Origin of the sequence: Streptomyces sp. NPDC005784 (genome assembly GCF_042871525.1) — a bacterium.
GTDB lineage: Bacteria > Actinomycetota > Actinomycetes > Streptomycetales > Streptomycetaceae > Streptomyces.
The window spans coordinates 385,189-404,371 of the sequence record NZ_JBIAIQ010000004.1; the positions used below are offsets into that span (position 1 = coordinate 385,189).

18 protein-coding genes are annotated in these 19,183 nt (G+C 69.7%); 6 read left to right on the plus strand and 12 right to left on the minus strand.

All coding sequences use genetic code 11. The annotated features are described in order from the left end of the window. Positions 1-194 precede the first annotated feature (194 nt). Positions 195-1,175 (plus strand): tellurite resistance/C4-dicarboxylate transporter family protein, encoded by a 981-nt coding sequence (locus tag ACFYR3_RS09560; protein ID WP_389282285.1) that lies wholly within the window; start codon positions 195-197, stop codon positions 1,173-1,175. Between the two features lie 78 nt (positions 1,176-1,253). On the opposite strand, the gene ACFYR3_RS09565 is transcribed toward ACFYR3_RS09560, so the two are convergent. Further along, entirely contained in the window at positions 1,254-1,607 is a 354-nt protein-coding gene (locus ACFYR3_RS09565) for a hypothetical protein (RefSeq protein WP_389282287.1), read from the minus strand. Between the two features lie 456 nt (positions 1,608-2,063). Here ACFYR3_RS09565 and ACFYR3_RS09570 point away from each other — a divergent pair, with 456 nt between their 5' ends. Continuing rightward, positions 2,064-3,158, plus strand: coding sequence for an NlpC/P60 family protein (locus ACFYR3_RS09570; RefSeq protein ID WP_389282289.1), 1,095 nt, complete (start codon positions 2,064-2,066; stop codon positions 3,156-3,158). Here ACFYR3_RS09570 and ACFYR3_RS09575 read toward each other — a convergent pair whose 3' ends face one another. The 4 genes from ACFYR3_RS09575 to ACFYR3_RS09590 all read right to left on the minus strand — a co-directional run bounded on the left by ACFYR3_RS09575 (position 3,159) and on the right by ACFYR3_RS09590 (position 5,536). After that, a complete protein-coding gene (locus ACFYR3_RS09575) occupies positions 3,159-4,247 on the minus strand; it encodes a hypothetical protein (protein ID WP_355844160.1) in 1,089 nt (362 codons plus the stop codon). It lies immediately after the preceding gene. A 269-nt stretch (positions 4,248-4,516) separates the two neighbouring features. Further along, complete coding sequence (locus ACFYR3_RS09580; RefSeq protein ID WP_355844157.1) at positions 4,517-4,729, minus strand: DUF397 domain-containing protein; 213 nt, start codon at positions 4,727-4,729, stop codon at positions 4,517-4,519. Further along, positions 4,726-4,908: a hypothetical protein gene (locus tag ACFYR3_RS09585; RefSeq protein WP_389282291.1), complete on the minus strand. Its 183-nt coding sequence runs from the start codon at positions 4,906-4,908 to the stop codon at positions 4,726-4,728. The genes ACFYR3_RS09580 and ACFYR3_RS09585 overlap by 4 nt, the downstream gene beginning before the upstream one ends. Then, positions 4,898-5,536, minus strand: coding sequence for a helix-turn-helix domain-containing protein (locus tag ACFYR3_RS09590; protein WP_389282293.1), 639 nt, complete (start codon positions 5,534-5,536; stop codon positions 4,898-4,900). The genes ACFYR3_RS09585 and ACFYR3_RS09590 overlap by 11 nt, the downstream gene beginning before the upstream one ends. Before the next feature lie 133 nt (positions 5,537-5,669). Between ACFYR3_RS09590 and ACFYR3_RS09595 the strand changes: the two genes are divergently transcribed. Next, a complete protein-coding gene (locus ACFYR3_RS09595; RefSeq protein ID WP_355844152.1) occupies positions 5,670-6,134 on the plus strand; it encodes an ATP-binding protein in 465 nt (154 codons plus the stop codon). Positions 6,135-6,146: 12 nt separating this feature from the next. Here ACFYR3_RS09595 and ACFYR3_RS09600 read toward each other — a convergent pair whose 3' ends face one another. From ACFYR3_RS09600 to ACFYR3_RS09620, 5 genes are all read right to left on the minus strand, one after another. Further along, positions 6,147-9,467, minus strand: a complete 3,321-nt coding sequence (locus ACFYR3_RS09600) for an N-6 DNA methylase (RefSeq protein ID WP_355844149.1) — start codon at positions 9,465-9,467, stop codon at positions 6,147-6,149. A gap of 156 nt (positions 9,468-9,623) precedes the next feature. Beyond that, positions 9,624-10,343 carry an RloB family protein gene (locus tag ACFYR3_RS09605; protein ID WP_355844146.1) on the minus strand — a complete coding sequence of 240 codons (720 nt, stop codon included), beginning with the start codon at positions 10,341-10,343 and terminating at the stop codon, positions 9,624-9,626. Continuing rightward, positions 10,343-11,596, minus strand: coding sequence for an ATP-binding protein (locus ACFYR3_RS09610; RefSeq protein WP_355844143.1), 1,254 nt, complete (start codon positions 11,594-11,596; stop codon positions 10,343-10,345). Before ACFYR3_RS09610 ends, ACFYR3_RS09605 begins: the two co-directional genes overlap by 1 nt. A gap of 88 nt (positions 11,597-11,684) precedes the next feature. Continuing rightward, entirely contained in the window at positions 11,685-12,458 is a 774-nt protein-coding gene (locus ACFYR3_RS09615) for a response regulator transcription factor (protein WP_355844140.1), read from the minus strand. Continuing rightward, on the minus strand, positions 12,455-13,747 hold the full coding sequence (locus ACFYR3_RS09620; RefSeq protein ID WP_355844137.1) for a PspC domain-containing protein: 1,293 nt from the start codon (positions 13,745-13,747) through the stop codon (positions 12,455-12,457). The genes ACFYR3_RS09615 and ACFYR3_RS09620 overlap by 4 nt, the downstream gene beginning before the upstream one ends. Before the next feature lie 240 nt (positions 13,748-13,987). Here ACFYR3_RS09620 and ACFYR3_RS09625 point away from each other — a divergent pair, with 240 nt between their 5' ends. Together ACFYR3_RS09625 and ACFYR3_RS09630 are read left to right on the plus strand one after the other, a co-directional pair. Beyond that, complete coding sequence (locus ACFYR3_RS09625) at positions 13,988-15,364, plus strand: PspC domain-containing protein (RefSeq protein WP_355844135.1); 1,377 nt, start codon at positions 13,988-13,990, stop codon at positions 15,362-15,364. Continuing rightward, positions 15,351-15,575, plus strand: a complete 225-nt coding sequence (locus ACFYR3_RS09630) for a hypothetical protein (RefSeq protein WP_355844132.1) — start codon at positions 15,351-15,353, stop codon at positions 15,573-15,575. Before ACFYR3_RS09625 ends, ACFYR3_RS09630 begins: the two co-directional genes overlap by 14 nt. 19 nt (positions 15,576-15,594) lie before the next feature. Here the strand turns inward: ACFYR3_RS09630 and ACFYR3_RS09635 are convergent, their stop codons facing one another. Both ACFYR3_RS09635 and ACFYR3_RS09640 read right to left on the minus strand, forming a co-directional pair. Continuing rightward, positions 15,595-16,125, minus strand: a complete 531-nt coding sequence (locus tag ACFYR3_RS09635; protein ID WP_389282297.1) for a DoxX family protein — start codon at positions 16,123-16,125, stop codon at positions 15,595-15,597. 257 nt (positions 16,126-16,382) lie between these two features. Further along, positions 16,383-17,756 carry a hypothetical protein gene (locus ACFYR3_RS09640; protein WP_389282299.1) on the minus strand — a complete coding sequence of 458 codons (1,374 nt, stop codon included), beginning with the start codon at positions 17,754-17,756 and terminating at the stop codon, positions 16,383-16,385. A gap of 535 nt (positions 17,757-18,291) precedes the next feature. On the opposite strand from ACFYR3_RS09640, the gene ACFYR3_RS09645 reads away from it, so the two are divergent. Beyond that, positions 18,292-19,173, plus strand: coding sequence for a DUF4429 domain-containing protein (locus tag ACFYR3_RS09645; protein ID WP_355844123.1), 882 nt, complete (start codon positions 18,292-18,294; stop codon positions 19,171-19,173). Positions 19,174-19,183 lie beyond the last annotated feature (10 nt).

A 19,183-nucleotide genomic window follows, 5' to 3' on the forward strand; every position in this document is an offset into this window, starting at 1 on the left:
ACCAGAAGTCGTGACGCGATTCCCGGACGGGCGGACGGACGGACGGGCGGACGGGCGGACGGGCGGACGGGCAGGCGCGCGGATGGGCGGACGGGCGTCCGGCCGCGGCTGCGCACGCACCCGCGCCGCGTTTTCATCCGCCTCCCGCGCGTGCCCCGCCGGCAACCGGTGCGGAGATCCCTAGCATCGGGCGCATGCCAGATACACCGGACATGCCGGACACTGCTTCGTTCCGCGCCTGGTGGGCGGGGCGGTCGCCCGCCGCCGGGACCGCCGTCATGGCCACCGGCATCATCTCGATCGGGCTGTATCTGACCGGCTACGAGACGCTCTCCCGGATCGCGCTGGTCCTCGCGTCGCTCGCCTGGCTCGGGCTCGCCGCGGACTTCCTCGTCCGGCTCGTGGGAGACCGGGAGCAATGGGTGCGGCAGGCCGGCACCCCGGCCGGGCTCACCGCGGTCGCGGCGACCACCGTGCTCGGCACCCGGATCTCCGAACTGGGGTGGCAGGGGCTCGCCGAGGCCCTGCTCGCGCTGTCGGCCGTGCTCTGGCCGGTCCTGCTCCTCACCGTCGTCCGGCACTGGCGGCGCCGTATGGCGGGAGAGGTGTTCCTCGTCTGCGTGGCCACGCAGGGGCTCTCGGTCCTCGGCTCGACGATCGCCACCGCCGTGGGCTCGGACTGGCTCGCTCATACCGCGATGGTGCTGTTCTGGCTGGGGATCGTGCTCTACGGGTTGTCGTTCTGGCACTTCGACCTGTGGGAGGTGAAGCGGGGTGCCGGGGACCACTGGGTGGCGGGCGGCGCGCTCGCGATCTCGGCGCTGGCCGGGGCGAGACTCGTCGCCGCGCACCACGTGAACATGTACCTGTGGAACAACGACGACCAGGGCGTCCTGCGCGCCGCGACCGGCACACTGCTCGTGCTCGACCTCGCCTGTTACTGCGTACTGCTCGTCACGGAGGCGGTGTGGACGCGCCCGCGATACGACGCACGGCGCTGGGCGACCGTCTTCCCGATGGGGATGACGGCGGTGGCCACCCTCTCGGTCGCGGCCGCCCTCGACGTCTTCTGGCTCAAGGGGCCGGGGCAGGTTCTGCTGTGGATCGCGGTGGCGGCGTGGCTCGTGGTCGCCACGGGCGCCGCCCTCGCCGTCAGATCCGCGACGCGGACGTGACGGCGCCGGTCAAGCCGGCCTCATGGAGGCCAGGTGCCGGTCGAGCCCCGGGCGCGCGGGGAACCGAGGGCGCGCCGGTCAGGTCCAGAGGACGGCGATGAAGATGTTCGCGACGGTCAGCAGCCCGACGAGGCCGAAGAGGCGCTTGTCCACCTTCTCGTCGTCCCGCTTCACATAGACGAGCCCGAGGATCACGATCAGCAGGGCCAGCTTCACACCGATCTTGACGGTGTTGACCGAGTTGCCGTCGGCCTGGTTGAGCCCGACCAGGGCGACACCGGTGACCAGCATCGTCAGCGCACCGTGCAGCATCGCGGGGACGAAGCGGGCGGCGCCCTGGCCCATCGCCTTCATCTGGGTGAAGAAGCCGCCGAGGAGCGCGGCGATGCCGATGATGTGCAGGCCGACGAAGAGATTGATGAGTACGCCCATGGGGCCGGAGCCTATTCGCACACCCTGATGCCCCTCCTCACCGGGCCACCCCTCTGCTCCGCCCTCTCGCTCCGCCCCCTCTTGTCACCCTTTCGTCACCAGGCCATCGCGTGTCATCCATAGCACCGGCGCCACTCCGGTCGTCCGGGATTCGCCGCATCGGTCATCACCCTGCGTGAAGCCGGCGACGCAAGGCCCGAATCTTGGCCACATACGGTCACTCGGCGATCCAGTGGCGACAGTTCCGTACATAGCGTTACCAACGCCACACTCCCAGGTTTAGCGTCCTCCCCCAGGTGACCGGCTCCCCACCGCCGCCCGGGCCAGGGGCGGCAGTCGGACACCACCGCCGAGAAGGTCCGGCGGCGGCCCGCTCCCCCTGTGTGAGCCGCCGCCGGACGTGTCACCGCTTGACCGCACCCGCAAGGGCGGTCGCACGGAAGGATGTGGGCCCTCGTGGCAGCGCACCGCAAGGCCAAACAGCGCTCGATCGGCGGAAACACGGCCCGCACAGCAGTCACCATCGCCCTCGCGGGCGCGGCGACGGCGACCGGCTTCGACGGGATCGGGCATGCCGACCCCCAGCTGTCCCCGGCGCAGGTGAAGGCCAAGGTCGACAAGTTGTACGAGGAGGCGGAGGTCGCCACCCAGAAGTACGACGGCGCCAAGGAGAAGGCCGACCGGACGGAGGCGCACCTGGGCACCCTCCGCGACGAGGCGGCCCGCCGGGAGGACCGGCTCAACTCGGCGCGGGATGCGCTGGGTTCGATGGCGGCTGCGCAGTACCGCAGCGGTGGACTCGACCCCGTGGTGCAACTCGCGCTCTCCGACCACCCCGACCAGTATCTGGAGGGGGCCGCGTTCGCCGAGCGGGTCGGCACCCGGCAGTCGGCGGAAGTCGCCGGGGTACGCAAACAGCTGCGCGAGATCGAGCAGTTGCGCGGCGCGGCACACATCGAACTGGCCGCGCTCAAGTCGCGGCAGACCGAACTGAAGCAGCAGAAGAAGACGATCAACGAAAAGCTCGACGCGGCACGCCGACTACTGGAGCGGCTCACCCCGGAGCAGCGCACGCAGTACGTGCAGCGGGGTGGCGCGGGCGAGCAGCAGCACGTTTCGCGCTCCTCGGCCCGCGAGCCGGCCCCGGTGACGCCGTCCGGCACATCCGGTGCCGCCGACGCCACCAGCGTGGCGGCGCCCAACTCCCGGGCGGCGGCGGCTGTCGCCTACGCCTACTCGAAGCTGGGCAGCGCCTACGTCTGGGGCGCCACCGGCCCCGATGCCTTCGACTGCTCCGGGCTCGCCCAGGCCGCCTACCGTTCGGCGGGCGTCTCCCTGCCCCGGACGACCTATTCCCAGATCAACGCCGGCCAGCGGGTCACGCTCTCCGAACTGCGCCCCGGCGACCTGGTGTTCTTCTACTCGGGAATCACGCACGTGGGCATCTATGTCGGCAACGGCCAGATGATCCACGCCCCCAATCCGTCGGCACCCGTACGGCTGGCCCCGATCAGCGAGATGCCCTTCGCGGGGGCCACGCGGGTGGCGTGATCACCTGGCCGCCGTGACCGGGCGCCCGTCCAGCAGGTCGCGCAACCCGTTCCCGATGGTTCCCTGTTGGGAACGCATCGCGTTGCGGACCTGGGCTGCGTATCGGTGTACATCGCGGGCGGAGAGCGGGTGGAAGCCGGGGTCGGGCCTCCCGGCCCCGCTGCCCGACGGGAGCGCTGCGAAGCCGGTCGCACGATCGCCCGGTCGGGCTCCGGCTTGGGCTCCAACTCCCCTGCAGGCCCGGCAGAGTCCGTCCGGAAGGGCTTCGGGACGGCCGGGTACACCACAGTCGGTGCACTCCAGGCCGGCACGGGGCCTGCGCTCCTCCGGAGCAGGCAGGTCGGGCGGCATCTTGTCGCGCAGCCGCCGTTGCACGAGGGCACGGGGCGAGTGCACGTGCTCGGGGAGCCCGGCGACGAGGGACTGCGTCAGGTGGTCCACGGTGGCGCCCCGGGCGAGCCATGCGGACGCGAGTTCTTCCAGGACTGCGCAGTCGGCGGCGGAGAGCGGCAAGCGGGGCTCGGCGTGGCCGAGTTGGGCGAGGGCTCTGTAGGCGGCGGAGGGGCCGGGCCGTTCCGCGGGGTGCGGCGGCTCGGCTTGTTCGGCGTGCTGTGCTGTCTGGGGCCGTACGTCACTGGGGGCGCCCGGAGACACAGAAGCCGGGCGCGCCTCCGCGGAAGTCTCGGGCTGCTCCTCGGCCGGTACGTCATCCACGAGGAACCGGGCCCACCAGTCGCTGTCACGTGCGGTGGCGGACCAGTGCGTGCGGAACACCCACCGGGTCACGCCCTCGCCGCCGTCACCGGTCACCCCGCGGCTCTCCGCGCGGCGGCGCACGCGACGCAGGTGACCGACCCTGGAGAGCGCGTTGAGGGCGGTGCGGACAGCCTGCTGGCCGTAGAGGGGCAGTGCCTTGGCGAGGGTCTTGGCGTCCATGGCGGCGCCGTCGGGGAGCCGGTCGATGAAGGCGGCGACGTAGCGCTCACGGGGCGAGAGGTGATCGAACCTGTCGGAGCGGGAGGGCGACCGGTCCGGCGTGGACCGTTTGCCGTAGCCGGGGTTGGCCATGGGGTGTGCGGACGCGGGCATGACCGCGTTAGGGTCTTGAGAAGCCATGAGATCGCTCGCTTCGATCTTGAGGTGAGACCCCGGTTTGGTGTTGGTAGCACCTGCCGGGGTCGTTTGTTTCTGCGAACGCTAGAGGTTCGCGACGGCGCGTGGCAAGCCGATCACGAAAAGTCATGTGCGCAGGTGTGCGCGGGGGTTGGGAGGGAGGGTGGGTTGAGACCAACCACCCAATCCTCACAAACAGAGCTCGGATCTCGTCGCTCGAAGCACGGGTTTCGAGCGACGGTGGGTCAGAGGTTGCGCGCGTGGCCGACGAACGCGGCCCAAGTCTGCGCCGCAACCGCGAACTCCGGGCCCCGAGCCCCGAGCTTCGAGTCCCGGACGTGGGTGGCGTGGGGGGCTCCGTCATGGCTGGACTCGCGCCACGGGCAGGCGACTTCGAGGCAGTCGCTGCCCTGACTGTCGCTGTAGCTCGACTTGAACCACACCAGCCGGTCGCTCATAGCTCGTCCGCCACCTTCCCGATGAACACCGCTGACTCCTCAACGCTGAGGGCGTGCATGCGGATCATGCCATGTGCCTGCGTCAGCGAACTGACCATGTGCGCACCGGCATAGAGCGCACTGGTCTCCTGCCCCTCTGCGAAGGCGTAGTAGTCATGGTCTGCGGTTTCAAGAAGCACGATGGGCCACCCCGCTTGCCCGTCCGACAGGTAGCACCTGAATCGGGACGTTGCGCAGTTGTCCCACCTTCAGCATGTGCTGAAACTGCCGATACATGACCTCACGGTCCCCCACCATCGCGCGCAGCGCTGCCTCGTAGATGGCGAAACTGAAGACGACGCCACTCCTGAGCGTCAGGGCTTCCTGTCGTCGCAGCCTTGCGGCCACGCGCTCCTCAACGGTCTCATCGTCGAGTGGTGGACAGCTCCCGCTGATCAGTTCGCGCGCATACTCCTCCGTCTGCAACAGGCCCGGAATCAGCAGCGGCTGATACGAATGCACGGCGATGGCGTCCTTCTCGATCGCCACGAATTCTTGCGATCGAGCCGGAAACGGCTCGGGCTTCAGGAATTCCTGTGCCGCGAGCAGCTTTCCCTTCGCCGCGCACAACTGGTCGGCCGCCCGCAACAAGCCAAGCGTGGGCCGACGCCGCCCGCACTCCATCGACTTGACGTACTCGTAGTCGTAGCCGGCCTCGTTGGCCAGCTCCTGCCGGCTGACCCCGGCCTCCTCGCGCCACAGCTTGATCTGGCTGCCGCAGTACCGCCACGCCTGCTGTGGCTGCTGAGCATCCCCGGAGGTCACCACGCCCGATCCGCCTCCCGCCGACACACCCTGTACAAGCACGCTGTGTACCCGCGCCGCCACTCCCGAGGTTAAGCGGCACCGGCCAGCCTGATCACGGCAAATGACGGAGAATCACACGCAAGGACCGAAGCACATGCCGATGCCCGGAGACCGCCCCCGGCCCGCTCCGGCCGCTGCCCCCAAGGACATCGAGTGGCGCCTGCCGCGGCACGCCCGCAGCGTGGGCAGAGCCCGAACTCTCCTCCGGGAGCAGGCCACTTCGTGGAAGGTCCCGGAGGAGGTGACAGAGACGGCGGTCCTGCTCCTCAGCGAGCTGATGACGAACGCGTACCGCCACGCGAGGGTGTCCCCGGGCCGAGAGATCCGGGCCCGCTGCGCCCTGGACGACGACCGCCTCCGCGTCTGGGTGACGGACGCGAGCGACGCGCTTCCCGCGCCCCGCGATACGTCACCGGACGACGAGTCGGGCCGAGGCCTGGCGCTGGTGGCCGCGCTGGCGGACGACTGGGGTGCTGCTCCCCGTGAGAACGGCATCGGCAAGACGGTCTGGTTCCAGCTCGCTCGCGGAGCCTGCGACACACCCGACGACGCTTACTGACGCGGCATATGGTCAGTCGGTGAGAATGCTCATCAACGTCCTCTTGATCAACCGCAACTTGCCCAACTGGCTTTGCCTGATCACCTGCTGTTCGTGCAGGGCACCGGCCCGCCGGTCCAGGGTCCGCTGATCGGCCACGGTCGGCAACTCCATCTCCACATCCAGCAGACGGAGCGGGCTGAGGAAGGTCGCCTCTCGCTCCGAGGGCCGGGCCACGTCATGGATCCGCCTCTGAACGTGAGGCAGCCGAAGCCACGCAGCCAAGTAGTACGGGCTCAGCCGGAGCATGTGAGGCTTCAGACAGATGACCCCGGCCCCGAAGGTGGCCCTTGGCAGCTGTCCCTGCCACATCACGACATTGAAAGTCCGACCGGCTGTCACGGCGGCTGTCACAGCGGTCATCAGGACATCGCCCTCCTCCAGCAGTGCGTAGCCCTTGCCGATCGAACCAGGATCGACGCGGCGGAGCCGGGACAAGTCCAGCCCACCGGTTGCCAGACTGCTCGCGGTGATCACCGGTGTCCCGTCCGTCGTCTCAGGAGCACGCAGCCCGCTCCCGGTCCGTGCCGACACGAGTACGTCTCCCAGCGGGCGGCGTTCCACTCCGGCGTCCTTCCCCGCCGTATCGGTGGCCAAGAGCGCGAGGGGGCCCATCAGTTCGTCGAGCTCCAACTTGGCCAGCGCACCCTCGGCGAACTTCTCCGCGTCGATCAGATCACGGATGACCGACGCGAGCTGCTGCCTCCCTGCTGCAGTACGCGCGCTGTCCGCCGTAAGATCCCACGCCCGGTGCTGGGACCAAGGGTTGCTTCGGACCGTTCCGTCCGCGGTACCGAACAATTGGCTCTCGATCTCGCGGAAGGACAAGCGGTACTTCTCCTGCCACCTCTCGTACGTCCGGACGAGCTCGCGACCTCTCCGTGCTGTCAGCACCTCCAGCCTGGCGGCCAGGCTGTTCTTGAGCGCCTCAAGAACAATGTCCCGCTCGCCGTCTGCCGAGGCCAACGCGGTACGAGATGCGGCCAGACGGTGGGCTAGGTCCTTCTCCAGGGCGTCGATCGCATTCTTCGCCGCAACCCGTCTCCGCTGGAGCGCACGCATCGCCGTCGCATCCAGGGCCGCCTTCACGAGCTCGGGATCGATCTCCTCCGCTTCGGCGCCTTCCTCCGATGTCTCCGCCGCGGCGCGCGCCTGTTCGAGCGCTGCCGACGCCTCCCGCGCAGCCCTCGTCTCCTCGGCCAATTTTTCGTGCTCGCGCTCGGCTTCGGCCAGTTCCTCAAGGAATCCGGAGGCGATTGCGGCAACCGCCTTGTGTCCATGAGCCTGCCGCCGTTCCGCTGCCGTGCGAGCCCGCTCACCGCCCGTGCGTGAGTCCGTCTTGGGCGCGAGCATCGACTCGACCGCCGTGACCCAGCCGTCGACGACACCGGCGAAACCGTGCACCGACAGTGCCTTCAGCTCGTTCTTGGCGTCCTGCCACCATCCGGCGACCGCGCCGGCGAGCACGTGCCGGTCCAGCAGTCCGACCCGTAGCAGATGTTCCTGGCATGAGTCGATCAAGTCGGCGCGCAGGTGAGCCAGTTGTGCCTTGCGTTCGTGTTCCGTGCGATTGCCGCCCTCGACGGGCTCCAGCGCGGCGATCCGCTCCGTCTTTGAGCCCCACCATTCCTCGATGGCGGCCCGCAGGTTCTGCTCACGTGCACTCGCCAGCTCGGCCAGGCGGGTCGCGTCCGGCCGCTCGCCATCGGAAAGGAAGTCGACGTACCCGGGGTCGTGCTCGCGGACCACGAAGAGGTCCCGCACCTCTATGCCGTACGCATCCAGGAGTGGTTTCTTCGCCTCGATCTCCGCGACCGGGACGCCGCCCACGAGGTGCGCCCGTACGTCCTGCGGCTCGGGTTGCAGGGTGTTGTCGACGTAGCGGCGGATGTTGAAGTTGAAGTCGTTCTCCTCCAGCTCAACACGGTCGACCACCCGTGCGAAGCGCTCCACGTCCTTGAAGGCATGGAACGTGGAGACGATCTTCTCCACGTGTTCGGGCAGGAGGACGTTCTGCGCGCGCTCCGCGTGGAACTCACGGTCGGCGTTGATGAACAGGACCTTGCCCCGGCGGTCCCGCCGCCCCTCACGGCCCGGTGCGCGCAGCACGATCACACAGGCCGGGATGCCGGTGCCGTAGAAGAGGTTCGGGGCGAGGCCGACGACCGCCTCGATCAGGTCGTGCTTGAGCAGCTCCGCCCGGATCTTGCGTTCCTCGCCCCCGCGGAACAGCACACCGTGCGGCATGACGGTGAACACGGCTCCGGCCCGCTTCTTCACCATGTCCAGCATGTGCTGGAGAAACATCAGGTCGGTCTTGCCGCGCTCGGGCGTCTGGCCGTGAGGCATCCGCGTCAGCAGGTTCGGCACCTGGGCCTGCTTGTAGTCCATGGAGAACGGCGGATTGCTGAGTACCAGGTCGAAATCTCCCTCAGGGTGCATCGGGTTCGTGAGGGTGTCCCCGGTCTTGAGGGAGAAGTGCTTGGCGCCGTGGAAGAGCATGTTCATGGTGGCCATGACCCAGGAGCCGCTGTTGGCGTCCTGCCCGGCGAGCAGCAGGTCGTCGGAGTCCTCGCCGTGCTCGTCGACGTACTCCATGGCATGGATGAGCATGCCGCCGGAGCCGACGCACGGGTCGTAGATGCGCATCCCGCCGTGCGGCCGGGCCAGCTCGACCATCATGCGGACGACGGAACGCGGGGTGTAGAACTCGCCACCCATGCGGCCGGCAGAGTCCGCGAAGTCCTTGATCAGGTACTCGTACGCGGCGCCGATCATGTCGGGGAACTCCAAGTCGTCCTCGCGCAGCCGGATGCTGCCGAAGTGCTTGATCAGTGTCTCAAGGCGCCGGTCGGCGAGTTCTGCCGCGGAGCCCTTGCTGCTGCTGCCGCCGATGCGGTTGAAGTTGACGTGCCCGAACAGGCCACGGAGTTCACTGTTGCCCTCCTGGTCCTCCAGGGCGTCCAACGCGGGCTGGAGGTACTCCATGGCCACGTTGTCCTGGGCACCGGCCAGCCGCTCCCAGCGGGCTTTCTCCGGGACGAAGATGACCCCGCGAGGACGGTAGGACTCGAACTGCTCGGCGTCGTCCTCGGCGTCCTCGCGGCTCTCGCCTGCCTTCAGCCGCTCCGCGATGATCACCTCGTGCGCGGCCTCGAACTCGTCGTTGACGCGCTTGAGGAAGAGCATGACGAAGATGAAGTCGCGGTACTCGGCAGCGTCCATCGTGCCGCGCAGAATGTCCGCCGCCGCGAAGAGATGGCGTTCCAACTGCGCGAGCGTGAGCTTGGCCACGTACGGCACGCTCCCCTGAGATGACTGGCTGTGTCTGGTGTATCGCGCAGCCTACGGCCCCGAAGCCGGGAGGAATCACCGTATACGCGAAGTGATCGTAGGTGGCGGGACGCGTAGCCGATTCCAGTCGCCGGACTCTGCGAAGGCCGGACAGCCTCAGTAGTCGACCACGTCCAGGCCGTCCTCGACGAAGCTCCACACATCGGTGTACGGGTCCCAGCGGGTCTGATCGGGTCCCGTGTACCCCGCGCTGATCTGCCTGGCGTGCTGTCTGGCCTTCTTGTACTTCCCCTGCAGCTGGCCGGGCATGACCCGCTTGGCCTGCTCCGGGGAGACGGAGCGGATGGTGGGGCCGTAGGTCTGGGCGAAGCCGTGCTGGTTCTTCAGTCTGCCCGCCGCGCTGTCGCAGACGCCGCCGAAGGTGCTCGTGTAGTTCTGGTAGTGGAGCAGACGCCACAGCTCGAAGCAGGGGTGGGAGTAGGCGACGTGCAGCTCGGCCTTCCGCGCCCGTGCGAAAGCGGTCGGGATGTCCTCGTGCTGGTCCCGGTCGAAGAGACACCACACCTGAGGCCAGTTCCAGCCCTTGGGATCCAGCTTCGCCTTCTTGGCAGCCTTCTGGACCTCGTCCCACTTCCTGATGGCCTCGTCCACGAGCGGCAGCGGCTTGCGGCGCTTCGTCGGCGCGTTCAGGTTCTCGACGCTGCAGATGACCTGGCGGCCCTGCTGTGCGCGCGTGCCCTGTGCGGTGACGAACTCGATGAATTCCGGCTCGGTGACCTCGCCCTCGGTGAAGACGTACACCTCACGCGGACGATCCTGGGGCAGCACTCTCTTGTGCCTGCCCGCGATGTTGTCCCGCCCCTTGTCCCGCGCCATCAGGAACGCTCTGCCTCCCCTGCCAGTGCCGTCAGCACCCTGCGGCCGATCTGTCCTTGAGTCACTCTCGGAACGGCGCCGAACGCTCCTGCGAGGTAGGAGTCCGAGAGGTCCTCGTCGGGACCGGGCTCCGCGTCGCTCAGCGGGTACAGCTGTGTCGCGCCGCCCGCGTCCTTCTCCGTGAGCCAGATCTGTCCCGGTTCCAGGGGGCGCCCGCCTCTCGGCGACTTCAGCAGCGACGGAGCATGGGAGGTGAAGACCAACTGTGCACCCTTGGTGTTGACCCAGGGCGCCTGGAAAAGGCGTACGACCTCTGCGGCGAAGCGTGGGTGGAGGCTGGAGTCCAGCTCGTCGATCAGCAGGACGGCCCCCTTGTCCAACGCCAGCAGGAGCGGTCCGATCAACGCGAACCACGAACGCGTGCCGAACGACTCGCGCTGCCAGTCCATCGCCACAGGCTCGTCGGAGTCGCCACCGTGCAGCAGGCGTACGAGCGGGGACTGTCCTGGGCGCTGCTCCACCTCGGCGCCCCGGATACCGAGGTCGGCGACCCGCAGCAGTTCCTCGATGCGGTCGCGGGCGTTCTCGTCCAGCAACTGGCGAGCGGTGTAGGCCTCGCGCTGCGTACGTTCCGTTTCCGGCGTGACATCCCACAGGTTCTGATTGAACCAGTCGTAGATGCGCGTGAGTTGAGGGTGGTTGTCGTTCGCCGCCCGGCTGAGCATGAGGGCGTTCGGGCGGGTGCTGCGGGCCAGGTGCGCTCGGTCGTGGATGCGGTCGCCGGGGAACTCGAAGACGTTGTCCCGTGCGGCGTCGCGGTCCAGCCATACCTGCCGGCGCCCCTTGGGGTAGGCGTGAAGCCATTCCGACTCCACCACCCTCGGCCCGAGCTCGAACCCGTAGGTCCAGCGGACGCCGTCGTCGAGCACGAAGTCGGCCTCGTAAAAAGTGCTCTCCGCAGCCGACTTGGGGTCGAGTGCGAACTCCTCCCGGGGAATCCCCTGGTACGACGTCCAGTCGGAGTACGACCCGAGAACCGCTTCCTTCATCTTCTTCAGCGCGACGATGACATTGGACTTGCCCGAAGCGTTCGCGCCGAAGATGCCCAGGAGTGGATAGACCTGAAGCGACTTTCCGTCCGACAAGCCCAGGGTGCGTGCCGCATCCGACTCCTCGCCCTGCGGCACCACGAAGGACAGCTCCTGCTCATCGCGCAGCGATCGCACATTCGCCGCGCGGAACCGCAGCAGCATGCTGTCCTCCTCTCGTCGCGCACAGGGTATCCGCGTGATCACGCACGCGCCTACCGGACGGTCACATCGGGTCCGGGTTTCGGCCGCGTCAGACCAGTCGTCGCGCCGTCGCCCAGCGGGTCAGTTCGTGGCGGTTCGACAGTTGGAGTTTGCGCAGGACCGCCGAGACGTGCGACTCGACCGTCTTGACGGAGATGAACAGCTGCTTGGCGATCTCCTTGTACGCGTAGCCCCGGGCGATGAGGCGCAGGACCTCGCGTTCGCGCTGGGTGAGGCGGTCCATGTCCTCGTCGACGGGCGGGGCGTCGGTGGAGGCGAAGGCGTCGAGGACGAAACCGGCGAGGCGCGGGGAGAAGACCGCGTCACCGTCCTGGACGCGGAAGACGGAGTCCACGAGATCCGTGCCGGTGATCGTCTTGGTGACGTACCCCCGGGCGCCGCCGCGGATCACGCCGATCACGTCCTCCGCGGCGTCCGACACGGACAGCGCGAGGAAACGGACCGGCTGTTCGGCGTCGGCCATCAACGGGGCGCACCGGCGCAGTACTTCGACACCGCCGCCGCCCGGAAGGTGGACGTCGAGGAGGACGACCTCGGGGCGGGTGGCCGTGATGACCGTGACCGCCTGGTCGACGTCCGCGGCCTCGCCGACCACTTCGACGCCGGTCCGCTCGGTCTCCCCGATCTCGGCCTGCACCCCCGTACGGAACATGCGGTGGTCGTCGACAAGCACCACGCGCACCCGGCGCCCGCCCTCGGTGCCGCCCGGACCGGCCGCGGGGGCGGCGGCTCCGGATGCGGCGGCCACGGGGGTCTCCCCGGCCGAACCGCCCGACTCCACAGGCTCGTTCGTGTCGCTCATGACGTCTTCTCCGCCCTTTCCATCTCCAGCTCGACCTCCGTGCCGCCGTCCGGCACCGCGCGCAGTCGCGCCGTGCCGCCGTTGCGCTCCATGCGGCCGATGATCGATTCTCTGACGCCCATGCGGTCGGCGGGTATCGCGTCGAGGTCGAAGCCGGGGCCGCGGTCGCGGACGGACACGAAGACCGTCCTGCCCTCGACTTCGGCGTAGACCTGTACGGCGCCGCCCTCGCCACCGTACTTGGCCGCGTTCACCATCGCTTCGCGCGCTGCCTGCATCTGCGCGGTCAGGCGGTCGTCGAGCGGGCAGTCGCCCACGACGACGACCTCGATCGGAACGCCGTGCTTGTCCTCGACCTCGGCGGCATGGCGGCGGACCGCCTCGGCGAGGGTGTCGGGCTCCTCGTCCTCGTCCTTGCCGCTGCCCTCCGGCTTGTAGAGCCAGGCCCGCAGATCGCGCTCCTGGGCACGGGCCAGCCGGCGCACCTCGTTCGCGTTCTCCGCGTTGCGCTGGATCAGGGTCAGGGTGTGCAGCACCGAGTCATGGACGTGGGCGGCGACTTCGGCCCGCTCCTGCGCGCGGATGCGCATCAGGCGTTCCTCGGAGAGGTCCTGGGTCATCCGGATCAGATAGGGGCCGGCGAGCAGCGCGATACCGACGAGGACCGCGAGAGCCGCCTGCAGCACCGAGCCGAGGTGGGCCGCGGAACCCTGCAGGACGAATATCCCGGAGACGCCCGCGGTGACGAGCAGAACGCCCGCGGCGGACCGCAGCAGCGTGAGCGTACGGCGACGGCGGCCGACCTCCGCCCAGCGGGCGCGCCGCGCGTTGTCCGCCTGGCGCCAGACCAGGGCGACACCCGCGCCGACGAGGACCGTCGGCCACAGATAGGCCTTCGTGCCGCCGCCGAGATTCACGTTGCCGACGAAGACCATGGCCACGACGACCATGAGGAGCAGGGCGACGATCTGGCCCTTGTCCGGCTTGCGGGCCACGAGTCTGCGCCGGCCGTCGGGCGAGGTCTCGGTGGTGAACGCCGGTGTGCGGCCGCCGGAGCCGACGCCGCCGACGCCGAGCGGCACGAAGAACCAGAACGCGGCGTACAACAGCGCGCCCAGCCCGTCCGCCATGAACAGTCCGACGAACATCAGCCGCACCCAGACCACGGGCAGCCCGAGATGCCCGGCGAGCCCGCGCGCCACGCCCCCGAGCCAGCGTCCGTCGCTGCTGCGGTAGAGCTTGCGCGGGGGCCGCGGGTCGTCGACGGGCATGGCTGCGGCTTCCGGCATGCCATCGATATTCACACGCCTGGCGGACCGGAGCATCAGGGTCGGCCCCCGATACTCCCCTGATCTTCACTTCTGATCTTCACTTCTGATCTTCACTCCTGCCCTTTGCCCCCGACCTTCACCCCTGATCTTCGGGAACCGGCGCTCGAACATTCCCGCCCTCCCCTCCGGGCGGATATCAGGGTTCGGCCAGGGTCATCCCGACTGCCGCCAGGCCGTCCCGCCCGTCACCATGGACGCATGACAGATCAGCAGCACGCGGCGGCGGAGCCGGACCCCGGCACCGCTCCGGGTGATGAGCCGCGCGCTCGCGGGGAAGCGGCCGCGGCGCGGGCCGCGGACATCGGCGCCGCGCCCGAGGTGCCGCGCAGGTTCCGGCGCGACCGTCGGCAGAAGATGCTGGGCGGGGTGTGCGCCGGGCTCGGCCGGCAGTGCGACATGGACCCGGTGATCTTCCGGATCGTGCTCGCGGTGCTCGCCGCGACCGGCGGCATCGGCCTCATCTTCTACGGCTTCGCCTGGCTCTTCGTCCCGTACGACGATGAAGAAGAGAACGAGGTCCGCAAGCTGCTCACCGGCCGTGTCGACGGCCAGGCGCTGACCGCCGTGCTCTTCGCGCTGGTCGGCTGCGGAGTGTTCCTGTCCATGCTCAAGAACGGCAGCGTGCTGACGTTCGCCGTCATCCTGTCCCTGCTGCTGGCCGGCGCGGGCTACTGGTCGCAGAACCGCGGCGCCACCGACCCGGACCCCCTCGCCGCGCAGGCCGTCGCCGACGCCCCGCCGGAGGCGCAGGCCCCGCCAGTCCCCGCTTCCTATCCCTCCTGGTGGCGCGACCCGATCGTCAAGGACGGTTCGCACGTCGGTGGTACCGGCTACATGTGGGGCCCGCCGGAGACCCTGGACCGGGATGTCGCGGCCGCGCTCAACATCGCCCGCGGCACCTCCCGCCCCGACCCGCGCACGGAACGGGAGCACAAGCAGCGCGGCCCCCGCCCCATAGGCGGCCGGGTCTTCCTGCTCGCCCTCCTCGCGGGCGGCCTCACCACCGGCCTGAACTGGCACGACCGGGCGCTCGGCACCAGCCTTCAGGCCGGACTGGCCGCCGCCCTCATCGTGTTCGGCCTGGGCATCGCCCTCAGCTCCTTCCGCGGCCGCACGGGCGCGGGAACGGTCTTCCTCGCGGTGATCACGGCGGGCCTCCTCGCGGCCTCCGCGGCCCTGCCCAAGGAAATCGACACACACTGGGTGCGGACGAACTGGACTCCGGCGACCGCAGCCGACGTACGGAAGAGTTACGACCTCGGCACGGGCGTGGGCACCCTCGACCTCAGCCGCGTCGACCTCGCCAAGGGGCAGACGGTGAAGACCGACGCGCAGGTGGGCGCGGGCCGGCTGAAGGTGATCGTCCCCAAGGACGCGACCGTGCGGCTCACCGTCGAGGTGGGCGTCGGAGACATCCAGCTGCCGGGTGACAACAAGAAGGACGTGGACGTGGAACCGGGCAAGCACAAGCAGGTGACCCTGCCTCCGACGACGGGCGGCAAGAACGGCGGCACCTTCGACCTCGACCTCCAGGTCGGCGTCGGCCAGGCGGAGGTGGCCCGTGCCACGTCATGAGTTCCAGCCCGGAAAGCTGGTGGCGGGCCTCTTCCTCACCGCCGGGGGCGTCGCCTACGCCGGAGACGCGGGCGGCTTGTGGGACACAGAGTGGTTCGCGATCATCCCCGTCGTTGTCGTGGGCCTCTGTCTGGCGGGCGCCGCGGCATCCGTCAACCACGCCATACGCAAACGCCGCACGGACCGAGGTCCGCGCGGCGTGAACTCCTAGGACGGTTCCGGGGCAGGTCCTAGCGGTAGGCCCCGGCGCGTTGCCTGCGCCGGGCCCGTAGAGCCGAATCCACGGAGAAGATCGAGGCGCCCGCCAGTACGAGGGGGGTCCAGGCCATCAGATAGGGCAGGTCGTTGCCGTAGTAATACGGGTCGGAGGCCCAACTCACCGTCAGCCACAGGCTGAGCGAGATGAAGGCGCCGCCCAGTGCGGCGAGGCGGGTGAACAGGCCGATCAGGGTGCCTATTCCGACGGCCAGCTCGCCGAACGCGATGGCGTAGCCGAAGCCGACGGGACTCTTCAGGGACAGGTCGACGAGGGCCGGTATGGCGGAGGAATCACGCACCGTGCGCATCATGTCGCCGATCGAGCCCGATCCGGAGGCTTTCATGAAGGCGCTGTTGGTCAGTTTGTCGAGGCCGGCGTAGATGAAGGTGACACCCAGGAAGAGACGGAGTGGCAACAGGGCACAACGGGTAGCGGTGTCCCGCCAGTCCCGCCTCTCCTCCAGATACTGGGTGTGAGTATCCGTCCGCATACCGTGAGTCATCGCTCTCCGCCGCCTTTCGCCCGCGTGCCGTTGACCACTCAACAGACCATACGTACGAATCCGTTCCCCTACTCAGAGGCTGGAACCTTTTTTCGGGCTCCACCTCACGGAACGCGCCGACTCACCCCGTCCACCCCGGGCACCCCACAGCCTTCGTTCGCCCCCTCCGCCCCTTCCCTTCCCGTAGCCGGGGTTCCGCCCCAGACCCCGCTCGTCGAACGCCGGAAGGGCCGGCCCCAACGGCCCCCGACCTCTCCTCAGTCCGTCACGTCGATCTCGTAGCGGTTCGTCTCGACGCCCGCCGCCGTGACCACCTGCACCTCCACCCGGCCCGGCTCCACGTCCACCGGCACAGGCACTGTCAGCACCGCGTCCGTGGGATTGCTGAACCCCCCGGACATCGGCACCAACGGCACATGCACATGCACCGGCCCGATCCGCACGACCATCCGCGACAGCCGGTCCGCGGTCTGCGCCCCGGGCGGCACGAACCCGGCCCCCCGGATCTCGATGTCGTCCCCGGTGCGAATGGGCGCGTCCAGGTCACCCGCCTCACGGGACCGGACGACGGAGAGGATCACCGGCCGGCCGCCCTCCGCGTACTTCCCGGCAAGGTAGGTCGCGGCCGACACGAGCACCAACAGGGCCAGCCCCCACGGGAGATCGGGCAACTGCGACGGCCGCCGGGCCAGCCGCACCGCCGCGAAGACCAGAGCGACCCCGCTGATCACGACGTACTGGATGTCCGCGAAGCTGCCCCGCCCGGAGTCGTCGGTCAGCAGGTCCGCCGCGCGCGGCCGGTCCGCGCGGACCTTCTGCAGTCGCTGCCCCAGCACCCGCAGCCCGACCACCCGCCGCACCAGCACCGCGACCCCACACACCACGGCGACGACGGTCACGACACCGGCGCCCCGCGCGAGTTCGAGCCCGGCGATGAGTTCGTCCCGGCGGCCGGGCGCCGAGGCCACCGCCAGCTGCCCCACCAGCACGAGCACCGCGTACACCACGAGCAGCACCCAGCTCCCGGCGACCGCGCGGGAGGTGGAGAGCCGGTTGTCCTCGCCGATGACCGGCGCGAGGGCCCCGCCCCGCGTCCGGTGCAGCCAGGCCGCCCCCGTCAGGAGTCCGGCCAGGACGACCGCGGCGAGCAGCCCGGCCGTCCGTGCCGCCGTCCAGCCGGCCCCGATCGCGGTGAGCGCCTGAACCAGCAGGAGGACGACGACGCCGGCGCAGACGGTGTGGGCGGTGTACCGCCACAGCCGGCCCAGCCATGCCTCGCCCTCGAGTCGGCCGCGTTCGGCGACGAGGTCCGCGGACTGGGTGAGTTCGTCGGACACCCACTGCCGGGACGCGGAGGCGGAGTGCGCGACGCCGGCGGGCAGCCCCTGTCCGGACGCCAGCGCGTCCCGCTTGGCGAGGAACGCGGCGACAGCCCGCCGGTGCCCCGTACGCGCCCCGTGCGGGCAGTCCCCGCACGTGCAACCGCCCTCGTGCACGGCCGACCCTCCGCCCAGGCCTCCGCCCGGCCCGCCACCCGGGCCACCGCCGCGCCCGCCACCCTGTCCGGTGCCCGACCCGGCACCCGACCCGGCACCGTGCCCCGCACCGTGTCTCGCCTCCTGCACCGCCACGCCCACTGCCGCCTTCCCGCGCCAGAAAACTCCGTACAACCGGAACGCCCATACGCCCGACCGCCACACCGCCGGACCGTCACGTACGCCCGACCGCCACACCACCGGACCGTCACGTACGCCCGACCGCCACACCACCGGACCGTCACGTACGCCCGACCGCCACACCACCGGAGCGTCACGTACGCCCGACCGCCGTACAGCCCGAAGCCCGTACCCGCCCGACCACCCGACCGTCCACGACGCGAAGCACCCGTCGGGCCGCCGCGCGGCCGGAATCCGGTACGCCCCACCGGCCGGCCGCAGGGCCTGATCCGCTGCACCCGGACCTGCCCGGCCGTCGTGCGGCCGGACCTGATGTGCCCGACCATCGCACACCGGAGCGTCCGTACGCCTGACTGCCGCACACCTGCCTGACAACTGTTCTGTGATGACAGCGAATTGTGCCGTACCGAGCACGGCGCGCACGCGTCAGGTCGGTTCGGGGCGGGTGAAGCGAGGGACTCCCTGTTGACCCGGCTGGGACAATTCGTCCATGGCCGAGATCATCCAGCGCGACGGGACCTGGGCCTTCGACGGCAGCACGGTCAGGATCACGCCGGGTCTGCACCGCACCGTGCCCCTTTTCCGGCAGACATACGGGGAGATCTCCGTTCCTCTGGAGGCGGTGTCTGGCATCGTCCACGAACCCGAACGCAAGCGTGGCCGACTGCGGTTGCGGTTGCGCGAGGGCGCCGACCCGCTGCTCCAGGCGACCGGGGGCCGGCTGCCCGACGCGGCGGACCCCTACAGGCTGTCGGTCGACGTCGACCGTTCCGGAGTGGCCGAGTACGTCGCCGAGGAGATCCGCCGCGCGCTGCTCCTGGACCAGATCCCCAAGGAACCGGCGACGGCGTATCTGCTCGCGGGGCCGCCCGTCCCGGTGTCCGTCCGTTCCAGCGACGGCACGGTCTCCTTCGACGGGACGCAGGTACGCATCGACTGGGCGGACACCTCGGACCGGGTCAAGCGGGCCACGGGGCCGCGGATCATCGCCCTGGGCGACCTCGTGCAGGTCGAGTGGCTGCCCAACTCCGGTTACGAGGACGGTTTCCTCCGTTTTGTGACACGTGAGGCGGTGTTCTCCAAGCTGCCGCCCGAGAAGGACCCGTACGCCCTCGACCTGTGGGGCAGCACCCGCCGCGACCTGCTCACCGCGCTGGTCGCGACCGCGGTCACGGCCCGGCTGCCGCATCCCTCCACGCGCACCGGAGCGCACGTGGACCGGCACCGGCCGGCACCGACGGTGCCGACGCCGTCCGACCATCACGACGTACTGCTGCGCCGTCTGCGGGAGTTGGGCGAGCTGCATCACGACGGCGTTCTGACGGACGAGGAGTTCGCCCTGACGAAGGCGGCCGTCCTACGGGGCTTCTAGCGCCGTCGCC

Excerpts from the sequence above, each read along its gene's own strand:
- ACFYR3_RS09645 (WP_355844123.1), top strand. The coding sequence starts at position 18,292 with ATGGCCGAGATCATCCAGCGCGACGGGACCTGGGCCTTCGACGGCAGC.
- ACFYR3_RS09605 (WP_355844146.1), bottom strand. The coding sequence starts at position 10,343 with ATGGCGCGGGACAAGGGGCGGGACAACATCGCGGGCAGGCACAAGAGA.
- ACFYR3_RS09610 (WP_355844143.1), bottom strand. The coding sequence starts at position 11,596 with ATGCTGCTGCGGTTCCGCGCGGCGAATGTGCGATCGCTGCGCGATGAG.
- ACFYR3_RS09595 (WP_355844152.1), top strand. The coding sequence starts at position 5,670 with ATGCCGATGCCCGGAGACCGCCCCCGGCCCGCTCCGGCCGCTGCCCCC.
- ACFYR3_RS09575 (WP_355844160.1), bottom strand. The coding sequence starts at position 4,247 with ATGCCCGCGTCCGCACACCCCATGGCCAACCCCGGCTACGGCAAACGG.
- ACFYR3_RS09615 (WP_355844140.1), bottom strand. The coding sequence starts at position 12,458 with ATGAGCGACACGAACGAGCCTGTGGAGTCGGGCGGTTCGGCCGGGGAG.
- ACFYR3_RS09565 (WP_389282287.1), bottom strand. The coding sequence starts at position 1,607 with ATGGGCGTACTCATCAATCTCTTCGTCGGCCTGCACATCATCGGCATC.
- ACFYR3_RS09580 (WP_355844157.1), bottom strand. The coding sequence starts at position 4,729 with ATGAGCGACCGGCTGGTGTGGTTCAAGTCGAGCTACAGCGACAGTCAG.
- ACFYR3_RS09635 (WP_389282297.1), bottom strand. The coding sequence starts at position 16,125 with ATGACTCACGGTATGCGGACGGATACTCACACCCAGTATCTGGAGGAG.
- ACFYR3_RS09620 (WP_355844137.1), bottom strand. The coding sequence starts at position 13,747 with ATGCCGGAAGCCGCAGCCATGCCCGTCGACGACCCGCGGCCCCCGCGC.
- ACFYR3_RS09560 (WP_389282285.1), top strand. The coding sequence starts at position 195 with ATGCCAGATACACCGGACATGCCGGACACTGCTTCGTTCCGCGCCTGG.
- ACFYR3_RS09625 (WP_355844135.1), top strand. The coding sequence starts at position 13,988 with ATGACAGATCAGCAGCACGCGGCGGCGGAGCCGGACCCCGGCACCGCT.